Source organism: Vicingus serpentipes, from assembly GCF_007993035.1.
Taxonomy (GTDB): domain Bacteria; phylum Bacteroidota; class Bacteroidia; order Flavobacteriales_E; family Vicingaceae; genus Vicingus; species Vicingus serpentipes.
Window position 1 is genome coordinate 542,419 of record NZ_VOOS01000001.1, and the last position, 19,511, is coordinate 561,929.

Annotated in this window: 11 protein-coding genes; 5 read left to right on the forward strand and 6 right to left on the reverse strand. The window is 31.9% G+C overall.

The genetic code is table 11. The features are described from left to right. Positions 1 to 27 precede the first annotated feature (27 nt). The gene (locus tag FRY74_RS02425) at positions 28 to 882 is read left to right on the forward strand and encodes a CPBP family intramembrane glutamic endopeptidase (protein WP_147098261.1); all 855 of its coding nucleotides are present in this window, start codon (positions 28 to 30) and stop codon (positions 880 to 882) included. Between the two features lie 227 nt (positions 883 to 1,109). Here FRY74_RS02425 and argS read toward each other — a convergent pair whose 3' ends face one another. Together argS and rocF are read right to left on the reverse strand one after the other, a co-directional pair. After that, the gene (argS, locus tag FRY74_RS02430; protein WP_147098263.1) at positions 1,110 to 2,885 is read right to left on the reverse strand and encodes an arginine--tRNA ligase; all 1,776 of its coding nucleotides are present in this window, start codon (positions 2,883 to 2,885) and stop codon (positions 1,110 to 1,112) included. Positions 2,886 to 2,888: 3 nt separating this feature from the next. Beyond that, positions 2,889 to 3,851 (reverse strand): arginase, encoded by a 963-nt coding sequence (rocF, locus tag FRY74_RS02435; RefSeq protein WP_147098265.1) that lies wholly within the window; start codon positions 3,849 to 3,851, stop codon positions 2,889 to 2,891. An 81-nt stretch (positions 3,852 to 3,932) separates the two neighbouring features. Here rocF and FRY74_RS02440 point away from each other — a divergent pair, with 81 nt between their 5' ends. The 4 genes from FRY74_RS02440 (at position 3,933) to FRY74_RS02455 (ending at position 9,405) form a co-directional block, all read left to right on the forward strand. Next, entirely contained in the window at positions 3,933 to 5,333 is a 1,401-nt protein-coding gene (locus FRY74_RS02440) for a type III PLP-dependent enzyme domain-containing protein (protein ID WP_147098267.1), read from the forward strand. A 98-nt stretch (positions 5,334 to 5,431) separates the two neighbouring features. Then, positions 5,432 to 6,124, forward strand: coding sequence for a hypothetical protein (locus tag FRY74_RS02445; protein ID WP_147098269.1), 693 nt, complete (start codon positions 5,432 to 5,434; stop codon positions 6,122 to 6,124). A gap of 123 nt (positions 6,125 to 6,247) precedes the next feature. Continuing rightward, positions 6,248 to 8,752 (forward strand): FtsK/SpoIIIE family DNA translocase, encoded by a 2,505-nt coding sequence (locus tag FRY74_RS02450; RefSeq protein ID WP_147098271.1) that lies wholly within the window; start codon positions 6,248 to 6,250, stop codon positions 8,750 to 8,752. 14 nt (positions 8,753 to 8,766) lie between these two features. Beyond that, positions 8,767 to 9,405, forward strand: coding sequence for a LolA family protein (locus FRY74_RS02455; RefSeq protein ID WP_147098273.1), 639 nt, complete (start codon positions 8,767 to 8,769; stop codon positions 9,403 to 9,405). Positions 9,406 to 9,473: 68 nt separating this feature from the next. Here FRY74_RS02455 and FRY74_RS02460 read toward each other — a convergent pair whose 3' ends face one another. The 4 genes from FRY74_RS02460 to gldF form a co-directional block, all read right to left on the reverse strand. Then, a complete protein-coding gene (locus tag FRY74_RS02460; RefSeq protein ID WP_147098275.1) occupies positions 9,474 to 15,806 on the reverse strand; it encodes a PKD domain-containing protein in 6,333 nt (2,110 codons plus the stop codon). 168 nt (positions 15,807 to 15,974) lie between these two features. Further along, positions 15,975 to 17,000, reverse strand: a complete 1,026-nt coding sequence (locus tag FRY74_RS02465; protein WP_147098277.1) for a DUF4340 domain-containing protein — start codon at positions 16,998 to 17,000, stop codon at positions 15,975 to 15,977. A gap of 7 nt (positions 17,001 to 17,007) precedes the next feature. Further along, complete coding sequence (gene gldG / locus FRY74_RS02470; protein ID WP_147098279.1) at positions 17,008 to 18,750, reverse strand: gliding motility-associated ABC transporter substrate-binding protein GldG; 1,743 nt, start codon at positions 18,748 to 18,750, stop codon at positions 17,008 to 17,010. After that, a complete protein-coding gene (gene gldF, locus FRY74_RS02475; protein ID WP_147098281.1) occupies positions 18,744 to 19,475 on the reverse strand; it encodes a gliding motility-associated ABC transporter permease subunit GldF in 732 nt (243 codons plus the stop codon). Before gldF ends, gldG begins: the two co-directional genes overlap by 7 nt. Positions 19,476 to 19,511 lie beyond the last annotated feature (36 nt).

A 19,511-nucleotide genomic window follows, 5' to 3' on the forward strand; every position in this document is an offset into this window, starting at 1 on the left:
CATTAACAAACCAATCAGAAAACTCAAATGCAAGAAAGTTTAACGGAACGAAAAAAAACTTGGAACACAATCTTTATTTTCCTAGCAATTGTTACAGTTATAAGTTCTCTATTCTATTATGCCATAGTTAATTTATATCCTTCACGAATATATATTGGAGGTTTAATGTGGTGTCCAGCAATAGCTACAATAATTACATTAAGAATAAAAGGACGATCTATTTCTTCCCTAAATTGGAATTGGGGAAATTGGAAATATATTCGATTATCTTATTTCATTCCAGCCGTATATAGCTTAATAACTTATATATTAATCTGGATTTTCGGATTTGGAGGTTTAGCTAATAAGGGAGTAATTTCTGATTGGGCTAAAGAACTTGGATTGGTTGGAATAGGAACTTTAAATACAACATCCTCAATAATTATAGCTATAATATTATTAGGAACTGTTGAAGTGATAAGAGCAGCAGCAACGACTTTAGGAGAAGAAATTGGGTGGAGAGGTTTCTTTATCTATGAATTAAAAAAGGTTCTTTCTTTTACTGGTGTTTCGGTTTTTAGTGGAATAATTTGGGCATCCTGGCATTGGCCATTAATTGTATATTATGGCGAAAATGTAATCTTGGAATTGACGACATTTTATGTTGTTATTGTATCAATGTCATTTATTATGACTTACTACACTTTTAAATCTAAAAGTCTATGGCCAGCAGTAATTTTTCACGCAGTAAGCAATGTGTATATTCAAAAAATATTACCTGAATTAACAATTAAAAATGAGGGAATGGAACATTGGCTTGGCGAAAACGGAATTATGTTTGCAATTGTGACTTGTGTTTTTGGAATTTACTTTTGGAGAAAAGCAATTAAAGAAAAATTGTAAATAAAAAACACAGCGCCTAACAAAGTATATAATTTATTGCTAGTTCTAGCTTACTTACGAAAACCCTCTCGGATTTTCTATTCAGTTTTTATTAACTAAATTAGGTGCTTAAACACGCAACAAACCATATACAAACCGTAGGCAATACATTTTCTTCGCTTTAAGCGAATTCAGATGGCTTAGCTTTTCAAAAACACATTTCATTCTTCAACGTGTTTTTTCAAGATTTACATCTTATCAGGAACAGTAATTCCTAATAAGTTCATTCCAGATTTTACAACTTTCCCAACTGTTTCGGCTAATTGTAAACGGAAAGCCAATTTGCTTTTATCCTCTTCTCTTAATATATCTACCGTTTGGTAAAAATTATTAAACTCTTTCACTAAATCGAAAATATAATTACACAACAAAGCCGGGCTATAATTTTTACCAGCTTCAGCAATAATTACGGGATAATCTTTTAAAGTTTTAATTAACCCTTGCTCTTTTTCGTTTATCTCAACATCAGTAAACGCTTTACTATATCCTAAATCATTAGCTTTTGCCAATAACGACTGAATTCGAGCATGAGCATACTGGATAAAAGGTCCTGTGTTTCCATTCAAGTCAATCGATTCTTTAGGGTCGAAAATCATTCCTTTTTTAGGGTCAACTTTTAACAAAAAGTATTTTAACCCACCTAAGCCAATCGATGCATATAAACTTTCTTTTTCCGCCTCATTCATTCCTTCTATATGACCTCGTTCTTGTGTCATTTCTTTAGCATCTGCAACTATCGATTCCATTAAATCATCTGCATCTACAACAGTTCCTTCACGAGATTTCATTTTACCTTCTGGCAAACTTATCATCCCATAAGACAAATGATAACATTCCTCAGCCCATTTGTATCCTAATTTTTTAAGAATTGCAAACAATACCTTAAAATGATGTTCTTGTTCATTACCTACAGTATAAATTAACCCATTTAAATCATTGTGATTTTTATAACGTTCAATAGCTGTACCAATATCTTGTGTCATATAAACTGAAGTTCCATCAGCACGAAGAACAAGTTTATCATCTAATTTATCGCTACTTAAATCACACCAAACCGAACCATCTTCTTTCTTATAAAAAATTCCTTTTGCTAGACCACTTTCTACTAAATCTTTTCCCAACAAATAAGTATCAGATTCGTAATATAACTCATCAAAATCAACTCCCATTGTTTTGTAGGTTACATCAAAACCTCCATACACCCAACTATTCATTTCTTTCCATAAAGCCACAACTTTTTCATCTCCTTGCTCCCATTTCAATAGCATTTCTTGGGCTTCTTTAAATATTGGAGCTTGCTTTTCAGCCTCTTCTTTTTCAATTCCTGAATTTACTAATTCATTAATTTCACTTTTGTAAGCTTTATCAAACTCCACATAATATTTTCCCACCAAATGATCTCCCTTCATTCCTGAACTTTCAGGAGTTTCTCCTTCTCCATACTTTTGCCAAGCAATCATACTCTTGCAAATATGAATTCCTCGGTCGTTTATAATTTGAGTTTTAAAAACTTGATGTCCGTTAGCTTTTAAAATATTTGCAACCGAAAAACCTAAAAATACATTACGTAAATGCCCCAGGTGTAAAGGTTTATTTGTGTTTGGCGAAGAATATTCTACCATATAAGTTTTACCCGAATTTTGAGCAAAACCAAAGTTTTCAGTAGTAGAAATGGTTTTAAATTCTTCTAACCAAAAGCTAGCAGATATAGAAAGATTTAAGAATCCTTTCACCACATTATAATCAGTAATGGCAGATATATTTTCTTTTAAATATACCCCTAAATCATCAGCAGTTTGTTCTGGCGATTTTTTAGATGCTCTCAAAAATGGAAATACCACAACTGTTAAATCTCCTTTAAAATCAGGTTTTGTTTTTTGTGGTTGCGCCTGATTTTCTTGTAAACTTTCACCATAAAGATGATGAATTCCTTCGACTACCTTTTGTGCTATTAAATTTTCCATTTTTTATTTAATATTTACTTCTTCAATTGTTTTAGTAATGTTTTCCAACACCTCAAAAGCTGTTTCTGCCATTACATTTCCTTTGTTATCTAAACATGGATTAACTTCAACTATTTCTACACAAGCAACTTTTCCACTTTTAATAACACCGTTTATTATTTGTTTTATTTCATGCTGATCAAATCCTTTTGAAACTGGTGTTCCCGTTCCTTTCGAAATTAAATCACAATCCATACTATCTACGTCAAACGAGATGTAAATTAAATCACAATGCTTTAACCTATCTAACGTTTCAGCTAAACAGACTTCCATTCCTCTATACCGAACCTCTTCAACTTTATAATTTTTAATGCCATTTTTTGCAATGGTATAATCTTCAGGTTCTTCAGTATCTCTTACTCCAAAATAAACTAAATCTTCATGTTTAATTTTTGGTGAAATTCCACCAATACTCTTCATAGCCTCCCAATTTTTATGGGTAGTTTCAGATACTTCATTTACTTTTCTATCCATATTATCATCAGCTAAAGCTGCTGCTAATGGCATACCATGAATATTACCAGATGGAGTGGTATGTGGAGAATGAATATCTGCATGTGCATCAATCCACACAACTCCAACCCTTTTATCTGGGTTAGCACACTTCACTCCACTAATAGAACCTAATGCGGATGAATGATCACCTGACAATACCAAAGGAAATTTCTCTTCTTTTAAACACAACTTAACTGCAATACTTAGTCGCTCACACACCTCAAGTACCTTACCTACTCTTAAAGCATATAAGGTCTCTTGTTTTTCATAAACTGCCTCATTAGCTGTTTCTAAATCAGAATACTCATAGCAATTAAAAAAATCGCTATTTGCATTTATTGCTGCTATTTCAATAGCATCAACACCTAAATCAGAACCTCTAGTTCCTGCACCTATGTCCGACCGGTTTTTTATTATGTTTATCTTCTTCATAGTTAAATATATCTAAAATTAACAATCCAACTCATTTACTTTTGTATTTTTACACCAAACTAAGTAAGTTAAATATTTATTATGAAAAACAAATACCAAGACTTAATCGAGCAAACCTTTGACTTTCCAAAAGATGGTTTCAAAGTAATTGACAGCGAATTATACTTTCACAACATCCCATTAATGGATATAATTAAGCAATATGGTACGCCTTTAAAATTAACTTACTTACCTAAAATTGCTCAACAAATAAACAATGCAAAAACAATGTTTAATGTTGCTATGGCAAAGGTAAATTATGATGCCAAATATACCTATTGTTATTGCACAAAAAGTTCTCATTTTTCATTTATTTTAGAAGAAGTACTAAAAAACGATGCTCATATCGAAACTTCTTCAGCATATGATATTGAAATAATAAAAGAATTACATGCTAACAAAAAAATTACTAAAAGTAACTTCATCATTAGCAATGGCTTTAAAAGAGAACCATACCTTAGTGGAGTACTTGACTTAATTCATGATGGATTTAATATAGTTCCAATCCTTGATAATAAAAGAGAATTAGATTACTACATTAGTAATTCTAACAAAAAAACTGAAATAAATATTGGAATTCGTATTGCTTCTGAAGAAGAACCTTCTTTTGAGTTTTACACTTCAAGATTAGGAATTCGCCACAAAGACATTCAAGAGTTTTACAAAACAAAAATAAAACCACTTGAAAATGTAAACCTTAAAATGTTGCACTTTTTCATTAATACAGGCATAAAAGACACCACCTATTATTGGACAGAATTATTAAAAGCATTAAATATTTATTGTGAATTAAAGAAAATATGCCCTGAATTAGACGGCCTTAACATTGGTGGTGGACTACCTTTTAAAAACTCTCTTGGATTTGAGTTTGAATATGAATACATGATTGAAGAAATTGTAGCTCAAATAAAGAGCTATTGCAACAGTAAAGGAGTTAAAGAACCTAACATATTTACAGAATTTGGCGGTTACACGGTTGCTGAAAGTGGAGTAAATATTTACTCAGTAATTGATGTGAAAGAGCAAAATGATACAGAAATGTGGTACATGGTAGACAACTCTTTTATAACCACTCTTCCTGATTCTTGGGCAATTAATCAGCGATATATTTTATTAGCAATAAATCATTGGGATGAAGAATTTCAACGTGCTAACGTAGGTGGAATGACATGCGACAGTCTAGATTATTACAATTCTGAAGCACATGTTAACCAAATATTTTTACCTAAAATTAAAAACACAACTGAAGAACCTCTTTATATTGCATTTTTTAATACTGGTGCTTATCAAGAAGCTTTAAGTGGTTACGGAGGAATAAAACATTGTTTAATTCCATCACCTAAACATGTTGTGGTAGATCTTGATGAAGATGGGGATTACACAACAAAACTATTTAGCAAAGAGCAAAGTGCTAAATCAATGTTAAAAATATTAGGCTATTAAACCCTAACCTTAACCTATTAAACTATAAATAATTACAATTAATCGAAACTTCTAAAAAGATTATAATATATTTGTGAATTACGCCTAAACTTTTGGCATTGAAAAAAATAATTTACTTTATAATCTTTTTTAGTTTTTCACTTCTATTTAATAGTTGTGGAGGAGACACTACCACTCAAGAAGAAGGCGAGATTGAATATAAAATTAGTTATCCCAAAATGGATAAAAAGAATTTTATGTTAGATTTTATGCCTAGAAAAATGGTTATGAAGTTTAAAGAGGATGTATACTCTACTAATCTTTCTGCTGGAATGGGTATGTTTAGATCAAGTTTTATTTGCGATCAAAACAACAACCAGTTTATTCAACAAGTAAAACTTATCAATAAAAAATATGCACTTCAACTTGATGGAGATGGAATTAAAAAATCGATTAGTAAAAACCCTTCATTTACTGTTGAACACACCACTGAAATAAAAAACATATTAGGCTATAATTGCAAAAAAGCTATTGTAACCGTAAACAATGAAAAGCAAGATGCATTTACTGTTTACTACACAGATAAAATTGGATTAAAGACTCCAAACTGGTGTAATGAATTTGCTGACATTGATGGTGTTATGTTAGAATACCAATACGAAAAATACGACGTATGTATGCGTTTTACCGCCTCTAAAATTGAATTTAAAGAAATTGATGATGCTGAATTTGAAATTTCTAAAGATTATAAATTAATTTCTGAACCAGAAATGGATAAAGAAATGAAAGAAATTTTTGAAAGTTTCAATTAGCAATTTAGCCTTCTTTTAAGACAATAATTATTCACAATTTATTGTTACTTAATATAAAACAATCTTTTACTTTACCCCCAATCAATTCAATACATTTGATTGAATTGTATATGCATATTATTAATGGCTAGAAATCAACTAAAAAAATCAACCGAACCGACTAAAGACAAAGAGACAAAAGACAAAAAAACAGCTTTTAAGCTTGGTTTTATTTCAAAAATAAAACCAACCATTACTGGCATTTTAAACAACGAAAAAGTAACTAAAATAACTGGATTGGTTTTTCTTGTTTTTTCTGTTTTTCTTTTATTAGCTCTTTCTGCTTATCTATTTACATGGAAAATTGATCAAGACAAACTAAATCATACTTGGAATGAGATTTTATTTAACTCTGAAATTCAAGTTGAAAACTGGCTTGGTAAATTAGGTGCATTGGTTTCTCATCAATTAATTTATGCTGGCTTTGGAATCTCTGCTTTCTTGTTGCCTTTTCTTACTTTTTTAATCGGTTTTAGAATTCTTTTCAAATCAAATTTATTACCTTTATCTAAATCATTTAGATACACCGTATTTTCTATGGTATGGCTATCTATTGCTTTTGGTTATGTATTTTCAAAAACGGCAATACTTGGAGGAGCTTTTGGATATCAAACAAATATTTGGATTGGAAGCATCATTGGTAATATTGGTGTTGGGCTAGTTTTGTTTTTAAGCTTACTCATTTTTTTAGTTTTCAACTTTAACATTTCCTTCGATATTCTTCCTAAAAAGGAAATAGCTGAAGAGAAAGATATTGAACCTTTTAAAGAGAATTCTCACAACATACCAGTTGAAAATGAAGAAGTTAATTTTGAAAAAGGTATTGATGAGGAAACAGAAACTCCTTTAATTTCTAAAGCAGAAGAACCTATAGAACTAACAACTGAATCTATTACAGATGAATTAGATATTAAAAATGAAGAATCCGAACCAAAAGATAGTATTATTTTAGATTCAACTCCTCCTATTGTTAAAACTGAAAGTACAAGTGATGAGATTGAATTTTCGGTTGAAGAAACAGAAAATGAAGATGAAGTTTTATCCGAATCTGAGCTAAACAAAAAAGTAGCTGAATTTGGAGAATATGACCCAACACTCGACTTATCGTCATACCAATTACCTTCTATTGATTTATTAAAAGATTTTGGAAACACTCAAAAAAGAGTAAGTCCAGAAGAATTAGAAGCAAATAAAAATAGAATTCTTGAAACATTAGGCAATTACAACATTAAGATAGCCAGCATAAAAGCTACTATAGGCCCAACTGTAACATTATATGAAATTGTTCCAGAGGCTGGTGTAAGAATTTCGAAAATTAAAAACTTAGAGGATGATATTGCCTTAAGTTTAGCTGCCCTTGGAATTCGTATTATAGCTCCTATTCCAGGAAAAGGAACAATTGGAATTGAAGTGCCTAATCAAAATCCAGAAGTTGTACCAATGCGAAATGTAATTGCTTCTGATAAGTTTCAAAACGCAAAAATGGAGCTACCTGTTGTAATGGGTAAAACTATTACAAATGAAACTTTTGTTTTTGACTTAGCTAAAATGCCTCACCTTTTAATGGCTGGAGCGACTGGACAAGGTAAGTCTGTTGGTTTAAATGCGGTACTTACTTCTTTGCTTTATAAAAAACATCCTGCTCAACTTAAATTTGTTTTGGTTGATCCTAAAAAAGTAGAACTTACTCTTTACAACAAAATCGAACGTCACTTTTTAGCGAAACTTCCAGACTCTGAAGATGCTATAATAACTGACAACCAAAAAGTTATTAATACATTAAACTCGTTATGTATTGAGATGGATCAGCGATATGAATTGTTAAAAAATGCAATGGTTAGAAACATTGTGGAATATAACGCCAAATTTATAGCTCGTAAATTAAATCCAAATGATGGCCATAAATTTTTACCATATATTGTTTTGGTTATTGATGAGTTTGCCGATTTAATAATGACTGCTGGTAAAGAAGTAGAAACTCCTATTGCTCGTTTAGCTCAATTAGCCAGAGCAATTGGTATCCATTTAATAATCGCAACACAACGTCCTTCTGCAAATATTATTACTGGTATTATAAAGGCAAACTTCCCTGGTAGAATTGCTTTTAGAGTAACTTCTGGTATCGATTCTCGAACAATATTAGATTCAAGTGGTGCTGACCAATTAATTGGTAAAGGAGATATGCTTTTCTCTCAAGGAAATGACTTAATTCGGGTACAATGTGCTTTTGTAGATACACCAGAAGTTGAACGTATTTGTGAATTTATTGGTAACCAAAGAGGTTATCCAGAAATATTTACATTACCTGAATATGTTGGCGAATCTGCAACTGGAGGTTCTGGTACATTTGACGACGAAGATAAAGATGCTTTATTTGATGATGCAGCTAGAATGTTAGTTCAACACCAGCAAGGTTCAGCATCATTGTTGCAACGAAAAATGAAAATTGGCTACAACAGAGCAGGAAGATTAATTGACCAAATGGAAGCAGCTGGAATTATAGGCCCTTTTGAAGGAAGTAAAGCAAGACAAGTATTAATATCAGATTTAGATACTTTGGAACAGTTTTTGAAAGACATGAATCAATAATTAAAAAAGATACAATGAAAAAATTAACCACCCTATTATTTGCTGGTTTATTAGCATTTAACATGAATGCTCAAGAAGATGCAAAAGCAAAAGAAATATTAGATAAATTAAGCGCTAAAACTAAATCGTACTCCAGTATTAAAGCCGATTTTCAATATTCAATGATTAATAAATCTGATGGATTAAACGAAACTCAAACTGGAAAAATAGAAATAAAAGGGAATAGTTATTTTTTAACTATTCAAGGTCAAGATATTATTTCTGATGGTAAAACAATATGGACTCATATTAAAGAATCTGAAGAAGTACAAATTAATAGTGTTTCTGAAGATGATGATGAAGGTATAAGCCCTAATAAAATTTTTACGCTTTATGAAACTGGATTTAAATACAAATTTGTAGAAGAAAAAAACAATATACAAACCGTAAACTTATATCCAAAAGACCCTGAAGCTAAAGCTTATCATAGAATTAGTATAATGATAGACAAAGTAAAACAACAAATTACTGAAGTAACTATGTTTGGTAAAGATGGAACTCAATCTAATTATAAAATTAAGTCGTTTACTCCAAATACAGCTATTTCTGACTCTCATTTCACATTCAACAAATCAAAGTACCCTTCTGTTGAAATTATTGATTTAAGGGATTAATAATCGTTTTTTAATAACAAAAAAGGCTCGCTATATAGCGAGCCTTTTTTGTTATTAAGTTTTTGTTCTTATTCAACAACTGTAACTTTACCAATGTAATCGTGCCATTCATCAAATACATCTTTAGCTCTCACTTTATACACATATACATCCAACTGAACTAACTTACCTTTATAAGTTCCATCCCATGATTGATCCAATCCTATACCATCATACAACTGAAGACCCCATCTATCATAGATTTGAACCTGCAACTCTTTAATTCCATATCCATCAACATAAAAGTAATCATTTGTATTATCTCCATTTGGAGTAAAGGCATTAGGTATCCATATTGCATATATTGGATTGATTCTAATTAATTTAGCTGTAGAATCTGTACATCCATATTCATTTGCAATGTTTAATGTAACCCAGTAGAATCCAGTATCAGCATATTCATGAATTGGATGTGTAACTGTAGTTTGGGTTCCATCACCTAAATCCCATTGCCAAGAACTTGCAATAATTGACTGGTCTGTAAATGTAACTTCTTTATCCACTATCGTCACTTCATTTGGAGCGAAACTAAAGCTAGCTAAAGGAATTGGATAAGCATTAATATAATCAGACTTAGTTAATATACCTACACAACCATGTTCTGAAGTAACTGTTAATGTTATATCATAATCTCTCACACTACTATTAGATGGATTTGTAAATTGCCATAATGGATTTTGACTTTGTAAATCCATATTACCATCTCCATTAAAGTCCCAAGCCCAAGTAGATGTAGACATATCACCTCCATTTAAAGTTGTTAAATCAGTGAAGTTAACCTCTACTGGTGTACATCCCGAAGTTATATCAGCTACAAAATCAACAATTGGTAATGGATTCACTGTTACAGGTTTTGTAATTGAATCTACACAGTTATTATCAGTTGTAACTATTAACGTTGCATTATAAACTCCGTCAACTGGATATGCATAAGTAGGATTCTGATCTGAGCTCATTCCTAAAGCATTACCAAAATTCCAATCCCACTGAACATTGTTATTTGCAGTATAAGTATTAGACACTGTAGATAAATCTTCAAATTGTGTGGTTTCATTTAAACACACTGCAGTAGGTGAGAAATCAACAACTGGTAGAGGCCAAACTTCAATATTTGATTTAGCTATAGTATCTGAACAATTATTATTAGTTGTAACTATTAACTCAACATTGTAAGAACCTTCATTAGTATAATATTCTGAAGGACTTTGAACATTAGAAGTTTGAGTATTTCCAAAACTCCATTGCCATTGATCAACAGTACCTGATGTCACATTTGAGTTATCAGTAAATTCAACTGAATCCATAAAGCATGAATTTACAAAAGTAAAGTCAGCTGTTGGCATAGGGTAAATAGAAACTGTTTTCATTAAGGTATCCTTACATCCTGAAACTGTAGATATTACTAACTCAACATTATAAGTTCCATCTGAAGAATAATTATAATTTGGATTTTGTGTTATATTATCAACTGTACCATCATTATCAAAATCCCATTCCCATGTATCTATTGTTCCTCCATTTCCATTTGATTGGTCAGTAAATTGAGCAGCAACATTTAAACATACATCTGTAGTATCAAAATTAGCAGTAGGGTTAGGATAAACCTCAACAGGTAAAACGATAGTATTTGAACAAGCACTATCAGTTGTTACCGTAAGTGTTACATTATAAACTCCTGCTACTAAGTATGTAAAAGTTGGACTTTGATTATTATCATCTATAGTTCCATCAGTTTGAAAATCCCAATCCCAACTAGCTATTGAACCTGATACAACGGTTGAACTATCGTTAAATGTACCTTCTGTATTTAAACATACATTTTCCAATCCGAAATTAGCCACAGGTATAGGATTTACATTTACTGAAATAGTTATTGAATCTTTACATCCTAAAGCACTGCTAACAAATAATTCTGTATTAAAACTACCTGCTGAAGTGAAAACGTAATTTGGATTCTGAGTAGAATTATCAATTACACCATCACCATCAAAATCCCATTCATAAGAATTGATCGTAGTAGTTCCACCATTGTTAAGAGATAAATCAGTAAAAGCAGTTCCTGTTCCAAAACACTCACTACTAAAAGTGAAATCAGCTATTGGATTCTCAGACACTGTAACTGTTTTTGTAGTATCATGAGTACAACCAAAACTGTCAACTACATTTAAATTTACTAAATAATCACCAGCTCCTGAGAATGTGTATGTTGGATTTTGAGTTACATCATCCGAACTACCATTATTATCAAAATCCCAATCCCATGTTTCTATTCCAACACTTCCTAAATTGGAAATATCAATAAAACTTGATTCAGCACTATTACATACAGTATCTGGGGTAAAATTAGCAATTGGGTTAGCGTAAACTTCAACGTTAGTATTAAATGTATGCGTACAACCACTATCTGAATAGACTGTTAAGGTTACATTTTTAATACCTGCTGTTGTATAGGTATATGTTGGATTTTGTAAAACACTAGTTCCTATTCCATCACCAAAATTCCAATCCCACTGATTAATATTACCAATGTTTACTGAAGAACTATCAGTAAATATTGTTAAATTTCCTAAACATTCATTTGTTCCGCCAAAATTAGCAACAGGTACATCATCAACATCAACTACAACTGTTGTTGAATCTTTACATCCTAAAGAAGTAGATACAATTAATTGCGTAGAATAAGTTCCTGAAGAAGTAAACAAGAATGTTGGGTCACTTACATTATCATCCTCAACTCCATCACCATCAAAATCCCATGACCAAGTGTCAATTGGTGTTACTCCTCCATTATCTAGAGATTGATTTGTAAATGTTGTGTTAGTTCCAAAACATTCATCACTAAAAGTAAAGGCTGCAATTGGATTTTCAGAAACAATAACATTTAATATAGTATCATGAGAACACCCAACACTATCAATTACATTTAACCCAACAGGATAAGTTCCTGCTCCTGCAAATATGTTTGTTGGATTTTGTGTTCCATTATCAACTGTTCCATTATTATCAAAATCCCATTCCCATGTTTCTATTCCCATTAAGCCAAGGGTTGTAACATCAGTAAATATTGAAGCATAAGTAGAACAAGCTGTATCTGTAGTAAAGTTTGCAATTGGATTAGGGCTAACATTAACAGGGATAATAACAGTATTAATACAACCGCTATCAGATGTAGCTGTTAATGAAACATTGTAAGAACCAACTCCTGTGTATGTGTAAGTTGGGTTTTGAGCTACACTTGTTCCTGCCACATCTCCAAAATCCCAACTCCATTGAACTACATTACTGTTATTTACAGTAGAGCTATCAGTAAAGGTTGTAATATTACCCAAACATTCTGTAGTCGCTCCAAAATTTGCAACTGGAATAGCATCTACATCAACATTTACAGTTGTAGAATCTTTACATCCATCAGTAGTTACAATTAAAAGCTCTGCTACATAATTACCTGCTGCAGAATATCCATTTGAAGGGTTTTCTGTTGTATTGTCAACTGTCCCATTATTAGTAAAATCCCATGCCCATGTATCTATAGTACCTCCATTACCATTTGATTGATCTGTAAATCCTGTAGCAGATCCAAAACATTCATCACTAAACGTAAATGCCGCTATAGGGTTAGGATTAACTGTAACATCTATTGTTGTATCATGAACACATGAACCACCAACTGAAACCTCCAAACTTACAGGGTAAGTACCTGCAGTAGGGAATGTATGAGTAGGGTTTTCTGTTACATCATCAATTGTTCCATCATTATCAAAATCCCATGCCCATGTATCTACTCCTCCAATAGAAATATCTGTAAATTCAGAAGCTACACCTAAACATACATCTTGAGGAGTAAAGTTAGCAGTAGAAGATTGATTAACATTAACGTTTATTGTTGTATCATGAGCACAATTTCCACCCACAGAAACCTCTAAGGTTACAGGGAAAGAACCTGCTGAAGGGAAAGTATGACTCGGATTTTGTGTTACATCATCAACTGTTCCATCATTATCAAAATCCCATGCCCATGTATCTACTCCTCCAACAGAAAGGTCTGTAAAGTTAGATGGCATACCTAAACATACGTCTAAAGGTGAGAAATTTGCAACTGATGTTTGATTAACTGTAACATTAATTGTAGTATCATGAGTACAAACTCCACCAACAGAAACTTCTAAGTTTACAGGGAACGTTCCTGAAGAAGGGAATGTGTAGCTTGGGTTTTGTGTAGCATCATCAGGAGTTCCATCATTATTAAAATCCCATGCCCATGTATCTACACCTCCCAATGAAGCATCAGTAAAGTCAGTTGCAACACCTAAACAAACCGTAGTAGAACTAAAAATAGCTATCGAACTTTGGTTAACCGTAACATCAATCGTCGTATCGTGAGCACAAGAACCTCCTATTGACACTTCTAAGTTGACAGGATATGTACCCGCTGCTGGGAATGTATGACTTGGATTTTGTGTAGCGTCATCAACTGTTCCATCATTATCAAAATCCCAGCCCCACGTATCTACTCCTGCACTTGATGCATCTGTAAAGTTTGTAGCAACACCCAAACAAACTGTTGGTGCAGTAAAGCTAGCTGTTGCAGCTGGTCCAACAATTACATTTATTGTAGTATCATGTGTACAAGATCCGGCTACAGAAACCTCAAGATTAACAGGATAAGTACCTGCAGCAGGAAACGTATGGATTGGGTTTTGAGTTGTATTATCAACTGTTCCATCATTATCGAAATCCCAATTCCATGTATCTACTCCTGCACTCGAAGCATCTGTAAAATCTGTTGTTTGACCAATACATACAGTAGTTGCTGTAAAGTTTGCTGTAGATGTAGGTTCAACTACAACCTGTACAACTGTATCATCTTGACAACCTGGTGTATGAACTGTTAAATTAACATCATAAGTTCCAGGTGTATTATAAGTATGTGATGGACTTTGTGTATTATTATCGACTGTTCCATCTCCATCAAAATCCCAATCCCAACCGGTTATAGTACCTAAACCAGAAAGAAATGATTGATCTGTAAAGTTTATAGATTGGCCAGCACAAATTGTTGTTGGTACGGCAGTAAATACTGCTGTAACTGTATCTATAAATTCATAAACTTCTTTTTCTAATATAATGGCACAACCTGCCCCTGTAACTGGTGTTACAGTAACTTCATATGTGCCAGGAGTTGATGCTACAATTGACTCTGTAGTTTCTCCAGTATTCCATAAATAACTAGCTGCTCCAGGAGGAGCTGAAATAGTTGGCGGGCCTTCACATGTAATTGTATCTGGACCAAGTATTTCTGCTGGTTGACAAGATGCATCTAAATAAGCATAACCGTAATGCCCACCTTGACCACAATCTCCAACAACAAATTCTATCGTAACATTTTGTCCAATATAAGCATCTAATGGTGCAAAAGTTGTTCTCCAAGGCATATAAACCCCATCAGCATAAGCAACAAAATCAGGATCTGCTCCCGAACCTCCTGCTACAACAGAAAATTCACCACAAGAAATTGGATCTCCATTTTGATCATACATATTCACCTTAAAATAAGGTTGCTCTGCAGCTGTATGTCCAGCATCATTTAAAACAATAGCATAACTATAACTAAATGCCGCTGAATTAGCATCAACCATAAATGTTTGGGATGCATCTGCACCACTGTAATTTGTACCGGTACCATCTCCAAGCATTAATGAAAAATTTCCCCCATCAGGATTTACAACTGGAAATCCTCCAATTGCATCTACACCTGCTCCAGTCATTATTGTATGTTGAGTAGAACCTCCTAATGTGGTAGGTGTTACATTAATATAACTATATTCAACTGTTCCATCAACTTCACCTGTAGATAGCTCCCAACCCGTTGCATCTCCTGTTTCAAAATCTGGGTTATTACATGCTTCTCCTGGTCCTTTAAAATTTGAAGGATTCCCTAAATCAAATAAATCATAATGGCGAGTTGGGTTAGTTGTATTTTGATTTTTTGTAGGTTTAGGGTTATCTAGTTGATATTGTTTAAAATCGTAAGCTAAATCAGTAAGTAATTCGTCAACAGCAGTCATCAATTCTGCTTTTGTAATGGTAACCTTACCTTCAAATTTATTTTGAAGAAATGTTACTGAACTTTTTGCATTTTTATCTATACAAAAATGAACAAAATCGTGATTGTCTATTTCTTTTACTTTATCAGTTTTACGAATTTGACGAACAAAAAATTCTTTAACTTCAGTTTTTAATTTTTCCTCAGTTAGGTAATTTTGTATATCAACTTTTTTAGATTCATGTGAGTCTTGAGCAAAAACCGTTGTATAACCTAAGCAAAGAAAGAATACCAATAATACAAGTCTATTTTTTTTCATGGATTGGATTTTTAACTAATAATAAATCTACATCTTTTTTCTGATTTCTAATAATATATTAGACGGGATTCAACTTAAAAGGAAGCCTCTAGTTAAAAAAACACACACTTTTATAAATAATGTTAAAAAAATTATCATTATTTAAATCTTAAGTAAAATAAAGCTTGCTTATTTTTTGTTGAAATAACTCTTAGGAAGTAAGTATTTATCAAACATATTGTATTGTATATATACCAATAGTTCATCATTAAAATAACCATACATCCTATCTAAATCATAAGGATAAGAAGTTCCATCTTCGCTAACTGGATTATTTCTATTAGGTATAAAATAACCAACCATTTTATTCTCTTTACCAAAAATATCAGTTACACGAATGCTAAAATATGGCTCAGAAGCAATTATAGAATCTTTTTTTGTTTGCTCCATCTCCAAAACAACTCCTTCATAATAAGCTTTATCAAAAAAGCTTAAATATGTTTTTAACGTTAACGAATCAAAATTTTCAACTAATTGTGAAGTTTGATTGTTATATAACTCAGTTGATAATCCATTTTGTTTAATTGTAAAAGATTCTTCTGGTTTTTTAAAGTAATCTACTTTAATCTCTTTTATCTCGCCTGCCAAATACTTAAATACAGCTGCATCTCTCCATTCTAATGGATTTGAATAGAAACGAGTAGTTAAATAACCATAAAAGCCTGGTATATACATTACAAATGGTTCTGTTGATTTTACTCCTGCTTTTTCAAGCAACATATAAGTTCCTTGATGGTTTTGAGTTGATTCACCAACATAATAAACTTTGGAAGGTTGATCATTTCCTTGATAAATTTCAACTTTTACAGATTGTGTTGCTATTGAAGTAACTACATTCTTAAATGCAGCTGATGAAACTGGAGATTTTACTGCAATTCGAGCAAATGTTTTCATTAAAATAGAAATACTTTCTGGTCGAGCTTTATTTTTACCATCAACAATCCAGTCATTTCCACTACCTTTAGTTAACGTAACATTCTCTCCAGTAGAATTTCCAATGAAAATTTTATCTATAGTTGTGGTATCTTCAATTGCAAAATCAGACAACACACCTTCTCTAGTCTTTAAAGTGTTAGAATTTTTAGTAGCAAAAAAATAAGCTGCAACTGCTAAAAGAATTACTAAAACTATAAGAAGTGTTTTGTTTTTTTTCATAATATATCTACTTAGTATATTTTTTCTTTCTATCGTAATAATGGGCTAATCCAAAAAGTATAATTAACCCTATTGGCAGAATAGAGTTGATTAGTTGCCATTTGAATTTATCTTTCTTTAAAATAGTTTTATCCAATAATCTAATCGTTAATTTCTTAGAACGGACACCCATCAATCCGCTATCATCACATAAATAATTAACTACATTCAACATAAAATCATTATTACCATATTGCTGATTAGTAAAACGATCAAAACCTAATTCATAATACTGACTCGTTTTAGGATTTACAAAGTTTTTAGCAATATCTCCATCAGCTATTACAACCATTTTGTTGAATTTACTTTCTTGCTGAAAATTAACCTCATTACTATTTAAAATTTCAGGAGCAATTCTATTTTTAAATACAGATTCAAAATAACCTTCTAATAATACAGCTGAAACTTGATGGCCTGCATTAAACTGGGATTGATCAGGCTCATACCTCAACATTCCTAAACTTATTCGAGTAGGTGTATTACTAACCTTGGTATATTTACTAGATTTTAACAATCCTGTTTTACGAATACGTGGCTTTGCAATTGTATCTATTGTACTTGTAAACTCTCCTTTTACAGCATTTAAGTTGTTTACAATGGGATGATTATTCGCTGAAGTTAATAATGGGAAAAAGAACCAAGGAAACAATTGTTGCTTAGGCTGATTTCCTACTCTACCAGTAATCACTGGTATTGCAGCAGATTGCAAATCTTGAATAAGTGTAGGATTCAATCTAACACCATAAGTAAACAATTGATCATCTAAATTTAAATCTTGTGGTATTGCCATAGATACATCTGCATTTTGTAAGCTATCCATACTTGCAAAAACAGGGTCTATCAACCAAACAACTCTACCACCAAACATTATGTATTGATCAATAACAAACTTATCTTTTTCAGAGAATTTTTGAGTTGGTTTTGCTATAATTATAGCATCATATTTATTAATTACAGCATATTCTCTTGTACTATCAACAATTACACGTTCTGTTAGACTACTTAATTCTTCATTTATAGCAATTCTATCAACTGTATAAGATTCGGCTAAACTCATTGCAAGCGAAGCAGTTTCCACTTTATCTAATTCTCCGTGTCCTTCAATTAAAGCAACTCTAGGCTTTTCAAACACTTTTAAATTGTGAATTGCATTTGCAAACTCATATTCCAATGCTTCAATTGATCCATTTAACATCATTTCAGGCGAAACACCCATTTGGCTTTTAAGCAATTGCACTGGAAATTCTTGCCCTTTATATGAAACTAAAGCACCAGGCCAAATAATTTTGTTTGAGGTACCGTCTTCTTCTTTTACATTTAAATCTGTTGGTCGAAGTCCTTCCTTGTATAGTTGTTTATAGATATCTTCTCTTACTTTTTGATCTGGGTCTTCTGATGGATTAATAAATTCATATTCTATAAATCCGTTTGAATAAGCTCTAAATTCATCCAACATTTCTCGAGTTTCATCTCGTAACCGTTTAAAACCTGCCGGAAAATCACCTTCTAGATAAACTTTAACATAAACAATATCATCTAAGTTAGCAGCTAAATCTTTACTATTATCTGAAATGGTATAACGTTTCTCAGATGTTAAATCAAAACGATGAAAGGCAAAAGAACCAATAAAATTTACCAGTATAACAATAATTACCCCTGCTATTAAAGTAATTAAATCTCTATTTCTATTGTTATGATTGTGCTTTACCATTTTCTACTCCCTATTGTGGTTTTAGTGAATAATAAAAACAACATGATAATTCCTAAAAAGTAAATCACATCACGTGTATCAATAACTCCTCTACTCATCGACATGTAATGTGCATTTATCCCTAACTTGATTATAATATCATCAATTGGCCCTAATAATTGTAAAGAACTAATCGATTCAAAGCCTATAAAACAAAAGAAACATAGAAATACAGAAACTATGAATGATATAATTTGATTGTTTGTTATTGCACTTGAAAATACTCCTATAGCAACAAAAACACTTCCTAGAAATAGTAATCCAAAATAAGAGCCTACTGTTCCTCCAACATCAATATTACCTATAGGTGCACCTAGATTATAAACTGAATAAAAATAAACCAACGTGGGTAGCAATGAAAAAAGCACTAACGAAAAACCTGCTATGTATTTAGCTAACACAATTTGAAAATCGGTTAGAGGTTTTGTTAATAATAGTTCAATAGTTCCTGTTCTGCTTTCTTCAGCAAACAAACGCATTGTAATTGCTGGTATTAAAAACATAAATACCCATGGCGCAATATAGAATAAAGGTGCAATCGTTGCGTATCCCGAATCTAAAATATTTGTTTCTCCTGGAAATATCCATAAAAACAAACTAATGGTAGTTAAAAAAACAGCGATAACAATATAACCAATCAGGGAACCTAAAAAGCTTCTTATTTCTTTATTGATAAGTGTTAACATCTACTATTTTATTGAAAAGTTTCAAAGGTAATATTT

What these genes read in the sequence shown, in the direction of transcription:
- FRY74_RS02425 (WP_147098261.1), top strand. Translation starts at nt 28, where the DNA reads ATGCAAGAAAGTTTAACGGAACGAAAAAAAACTTGGAACACAATCTTT.
- argS (WP_147098263.1), bottom strand. Translation starts at nt 2,885, where the DNA reads ATGGAAAATTTAATAGCACAAAAGGTAGTCGAAGGAATTCATCATCTT.
- rocF (WP_147098265.1), bottom strand. Translation starts at nt 3,851, where the DNA reads ATGAAGAAGATAAACATAATAAAAAACCGGTCGGACATAGGTGCAGGA.
- FRY74_RS02440 (WP_147098267.1), top strand. Translation starts at nt 3,933, where the DNA reads ATGAAAAACAAATACCAAGACTTAATCGAGCAAACCTTTGACTTTCCA.
- FRY74_RS02450 (WP_147098271.1), top strand. Translation starts at nt 6,248, where the DNA reads ATGGCTAGAAATCAACTAAAAAAATCAACCGAACCGACTAAAGACAAA.
- FRY74_RS02455 (WP_147098273.1), top strand. Translation starts at nt 8,767, where the DNA reads ATGAAAAAATTAACCACCCTATTATTTGCTGGTTTATTAGCATTTAAC.
- FRY74_RS02460 (WP_147098275.1), bottom strand. Translation starts at nt 15,806, where the DNA reads ATGAAAAAAAATAGACTTGTATTATTGGTATTCTTTCTTTGCTTAGGT.
- FRY74_RS02465 (WP_147098277.1), bottom strand. Translation starts at nt 17,000, where the DNA reads ATGAAAAAAAACAAAACACTTCTTATAGTTTTAGTAATTCTTTTAGCA.
- gldG (WP_147098279.1), bottom strand. Translation starts at nt 18,750, where the DNA reads ATGGTAAAGCACAATCATAACAATAGAAATAGAGATTTAATTACTTTA.
- gldF (WP_147098281.1), bottom strand. Translation starts at nt 19,475, where the DNA reads ATGTTAACACTTATCAATAAAGAAATAAGAAGCTTTTTAGGTTCCCTG.